Source organism: Nostoc flagelliforme FACHB-838 (genome assembly GCF_014698065.1).
Taxonomy (GTDB): domain Bacteria; phylum Cyanobacteriota; class Cyanobacteriia; order Cyanobacteriales; family Nostocaceae; genus Nostoc; species Nostoc flagelliforme_B.
This window is the reverse complement of the sequence record NZ_JACJSI010000483.1, coordinates 1-3959: the sequence shown is the minus strand read 5'-3', so window position 1 is coordinate 3959 and position 3959 is coordinate 1. Positions and strand designations below refer to the sequence as shown.

2 protein-coding genes and 2 pseudogenes are annotated in these 3959 nt (G+C 44.9%); 1 reads left to right on the top strand and 3 read right to left on the bottom strand.

What is annotated here, in order from left to right; translation table 11 throughout:
- From H6G97_RS47090 to H6G97_RS55725, 3 genes and pseudogenes are all read right to left on the bottom strand, one after another.
- On the bottom strand, positions 1–611 hold a 611-nt coding region (locus H6G97_RS47090; protein WP_277883459.1), incomplete at its 3' end, for a DnaB-like helicase N-terminal domain-containing protein.
- A gap of 2 nt (positions 612–613) precedes the next feature.
- Positions 614–1882, bottom strand: a complete 1269-nt coding sequence (locus tag H6G97_RS47085; protein ID WP_190947250.1) for a hypothetical protein — start codon at positions 1880–1882, stop codon at positions 614–616.
- A 3-nt stretch (positions 1883–1885) separates the two neighbouring features.
- A pseudogene (locus tag H6G97_RS55725) lies at positions 1886–1948 on the bottom strand (hypothetical protein); the annotation flags it as partial.
- 53 nt (positions 1949–2001) lie between these two features.
- On the opposite strand from H6G97_RS55725, the pseudogene H6G97_RS47080 reads away from it, so the two are divergent.
- Positions 2002–3561 (top strand): annotated as a pseudogene (locus H6G97_RS47080) (AAA family ATPase); the annotation flags it as partial.
- Positions 3562–3959: the final 398 nt, after the last annotated feature.

The following is a 3959-nucleotide window of genomic DNA, read 5'->3' as shown; positions in this document are numbered from 1 at the left end:
TCGCACTCGATGTCGTACCAGCCAATTCTGTCACCTGCCATGTTTCCCATCTCCAGCTTTTGAAAAAGTTCAATGCCCATGTCTTGTGCGGAGAAAACCTTGCAGCGTTCATCGCTTTGATTTTGGGTTACAGTGAAAACTTTCGCCTCAGCAAGCGATAGTACAAGTGGTAGTTCAGTTTGCGTCTCGTAACCGAGTTGGACAATTTCATTGCCCACTTTGATTAACTGCCGCCGTCGATATTTCTCCATTACCAAATCAGCCAAAGCGTCAATGTTAACGGCTGATACAGTGCGGTCTACCAAAGTCGCTAACTTGTTTCTGCCACCAATGCGATTGAGCAAATTGTGGTCAGCCAACCATGCGGTGACGCTTAGTAAATCTGTGGGTTGGTATGTAGCATGAAGTTGGACTGCGGCTTGATAGATATATGAGTGAGCGCTGATGTAAAAGGCTTCAATACTCAAGCGATCGCTGACTCTAGTCATTGCTTCTGGGTCAAGCATAATCCCGCCCAAAATCGCAACTTCCGCTTCGATATTTTGTGGAGGCAAGTTGTCAAGTGACCTGTCAGGATGGAAAGAAACTACGTTGTCTTGATTAGGGTGCATAATTATGTTCTTAGGGCTAATTTTAACTGCGCTTCAACTTCTCTCAAATTCGTGGAAGATGGTCTGGTGTTGCTTGGAACTTTTGGAGTGTTGGCTGCGGCTTGAAGTTTTGCTTTTAGTTCCAGCATATGTGGGCTGTGTTGATACCCATTAGATGGAACCCGAATGGATTGCTCTTGCTGACGGCGCTTATGGTCTTGTGCCAACGCATCTTCGAGCGTGGTGCTAGTGGTGTTTTTTACTCTTTGAGCCAAAGCAGTATGCTGTTGAGGTAGGGGCTGTTTTTCTGTTTGCAATGCTTGCTGATAGCGTTGATTCAAATTCGTCCATCCACCCTTGGTTTTCTCCCAAGTATTCATTACAGTGATCGCATGAGTAATTTCGAGTTGTGCCGAGAGTTTCGATTTAGTGGCTAATTCTTGTGCCAGGAAGTCCACGACTATCGGGTTGAAGTTCTGGTACAAGTTATTCAGCTTTCGCTCTCCACTGTGCCAAGGTAAAACCCAGCGATTCCACTTGATTTTTTCTCTGACGACTAGTGGTACAAAATCATCAGCAAAAGCAGTCGGGTCTGTAATCCAAGCGTCAATCAGGTCTTTCACGTTCTGAGCGGATTTGTACGGGTCATCAATCACCTGTTTTTTCTTCGATTGTTCGATTTTCTCGAACGACCCCGCCGGGATAATTGACCTACAAGAGGGGTTATCGGTTTGTTGCAAAGACTCGGAATTTTTTGACAAGGAAGCGGGTAATTGTGGGGTTGGTTCTTCTGGGGTTGATTTTTCTAAGCTTGGTTTTTCTGGAGTTGGTTTTTCAAGGTTTAGTTGTTCAGTTTCACACACACACGATTCTTGGCTGGGAAATGCGTTTTGAATTGGGGGTGCTGCATTAAGTGTGAATTCCTTAGATGGGATTACCTTATTGGGATATACTTCGTCTACCAAATCAGGTACCACTACTCCTACCAGATTTGGTACCACTACCCCTACCAAATCAGGAACCACACCCCTACCAGATTTGGTACCACTACCCCCTCCTGATTTGGTACCACTGCCATTATTGTCAGGGGTCTTACCATTGTGTGACAAGTTTTGATTAACACTATTTGTAGTGAATTCTTGTCTAATTGCTGGTAAAGATTGCGAGTCAAGCCACTCACCTGGTTGAGTAAGTTCGTAAATGGATGTTCTACCTTTGCGCTCTTGTACAACTTTGATTAATCTGGCAGCAACTAAAACCCGCAATGATTTTCGGACAGTTTTTTCATTCATCAAGCAGCTTCGAGCCATGTTAGGGATAGATTCAAAGCAGCTGTTTTTACCAGCACGTCTGACGATGTGGGAATATAAGCGATATTCTATTGGCTCCAGCCCGTACTCATCAAAGTAACCTGTCTCCTGATGAAGCGACGATTATTCAGTGGTTAACTGCTGAAGCTAACAATAAGCTCTCATGTCCAGTTTTCTTCTGGAATCTGGGAGTATCAACCTTGGAGCAATGTTTAATCGCAGCAGATGGGGGATTAGTGTTTAAACCAGTGCCAGAGTATAAGAAACCACAACATGCTGATCCATTGTTATATGTGTTTGATTACATTGCGAATTTTAGTGCTGATGGAATCTTTATCTTAGGTGACATTCACTCGTTTATTGGTAAGAATTCGCCTTCGTTATCTTAGGAGGTTGTTAGCAAGGTAAAAAATCTCTACCATCGTCTCAAGCCGACTGATAAACGCATTGTGCTGCTGGGTCAAAACATTCAATTACACGAGTCACTTGTACGCTTAATCCTTTATTGTGAAATTCCTCTGCCGGGAGTTGAGCAAATACTTGAACATATCAATTCTTATTTGCATGACCTACAACAGTCAGCTATTGAACAGGAATTGACTTTTACTATTTCCCTCAACAAGAGTGAAATTGAATCTCTCTCTCGTGCTGCCTTGGGATTAACCCTGGAGGAGATTAGCGACTTCCTGCGGTTAACTGTCAAACACAACCTAACATCAGATGGGATTTCAATTGATAGTCATTTCATACCCCAAGCAGTCGAGTACAAAACTCGGCTACTGTCTCAAATGGGTATTGAATTGGGCAAGCCTGCTAGCATCTCCTTTGGAGGATTGGATTTGTTGCGTGAGTGGCTCAATCGACGGCGGCGGCTGTTCACACAAGAGGCGCGTGAACTTTCCTTACCTCAACCAAAAGGTGTGTTGCTTGCGGGGCCTCCCGGTACTGGAAAAACGAGTGTCGCTAAGAACATTGCCAACATACTCAATTTACCACTCCTACAGCTAGACATTGCTTCCCTGCTTGGTAGTTTAGTAGGCGAGTCTGAGGGCAATATCCGCCGCGCACTCAAGACCGCCGAAGCGATCGCACCTTGCGTCCTGTGGATTGACGAAATAGAAAAAGCACTTTCAGGGACTGGTGACACTAGCGGAGTCTCACAGAGGATTCTGGGCAATATTCTCACGTTTATGTCGGAATCAACCAGTGGCGTGTTTGTCGTGGCAACCTGCAATGACCCCTCAGCACTACCGTCCGAACTCAAGAGAAAGGGAAGATTTGACGAAAATTTCTTTGTTGATCTTCCCACAGAACCAGAGCGTGTACAGATTCTAGGGATTCATCTACAACGTTTTGGCATTCACCTGGAATCAGAGTACCTCGAAGCGATCGCAGCCTCGACCACGAAATTCTCTGGTGCAGAACTGGAAACCCTCGCTTCGGAAGCTGCTCTGCTGGCATTCGATGAGGGTAGACCGCAGCAGGTAACGCTTGCTGACCTGGAAACCTGCCGTCAAACCATTACCCCGCTTGCGATTCAGGACGCTGCGGCAGTCGAGCGTATGCAAGGTTGGGCATCCACCGCACGACGAGCTAGTAGTCCTGTGGTTGCAGCGAAAACTCAGTCTTTGCGTGCTGCTAAGTTTCGGGATATGAACTGATGAGAAAGCGATTGTCTTCTGATTTTATGGGGCGATCGCTCTTTTAGGTTCGTGTTTCAGCCTACTTTCTTTCCTTAACCGAACAGTATTGCACTCGCTCGTACCAATGCCAAGCTCAAGCTTTGTTTTATCAGATTGATGCTCAAAAGGCTAGCTGCCAGCTAAAAAAGATATCAAATGGGTTCTATAAGCCATTCGCCTGTTGGAAAAACATGGCATCCACACTCTGGAAGATTTCGAGACATAAATGTTTCAATTATTTATTGAAATTTACTTAGATATTCTCAGGACTTACGCAACTGGCACAATGCGAGCGCCAATTACTAGTACATAAGTATTATTTGAATCTGATTCCGAATGCCTTGTATTTGTAATAAAAGCTGGTGTATTGGAAGCAA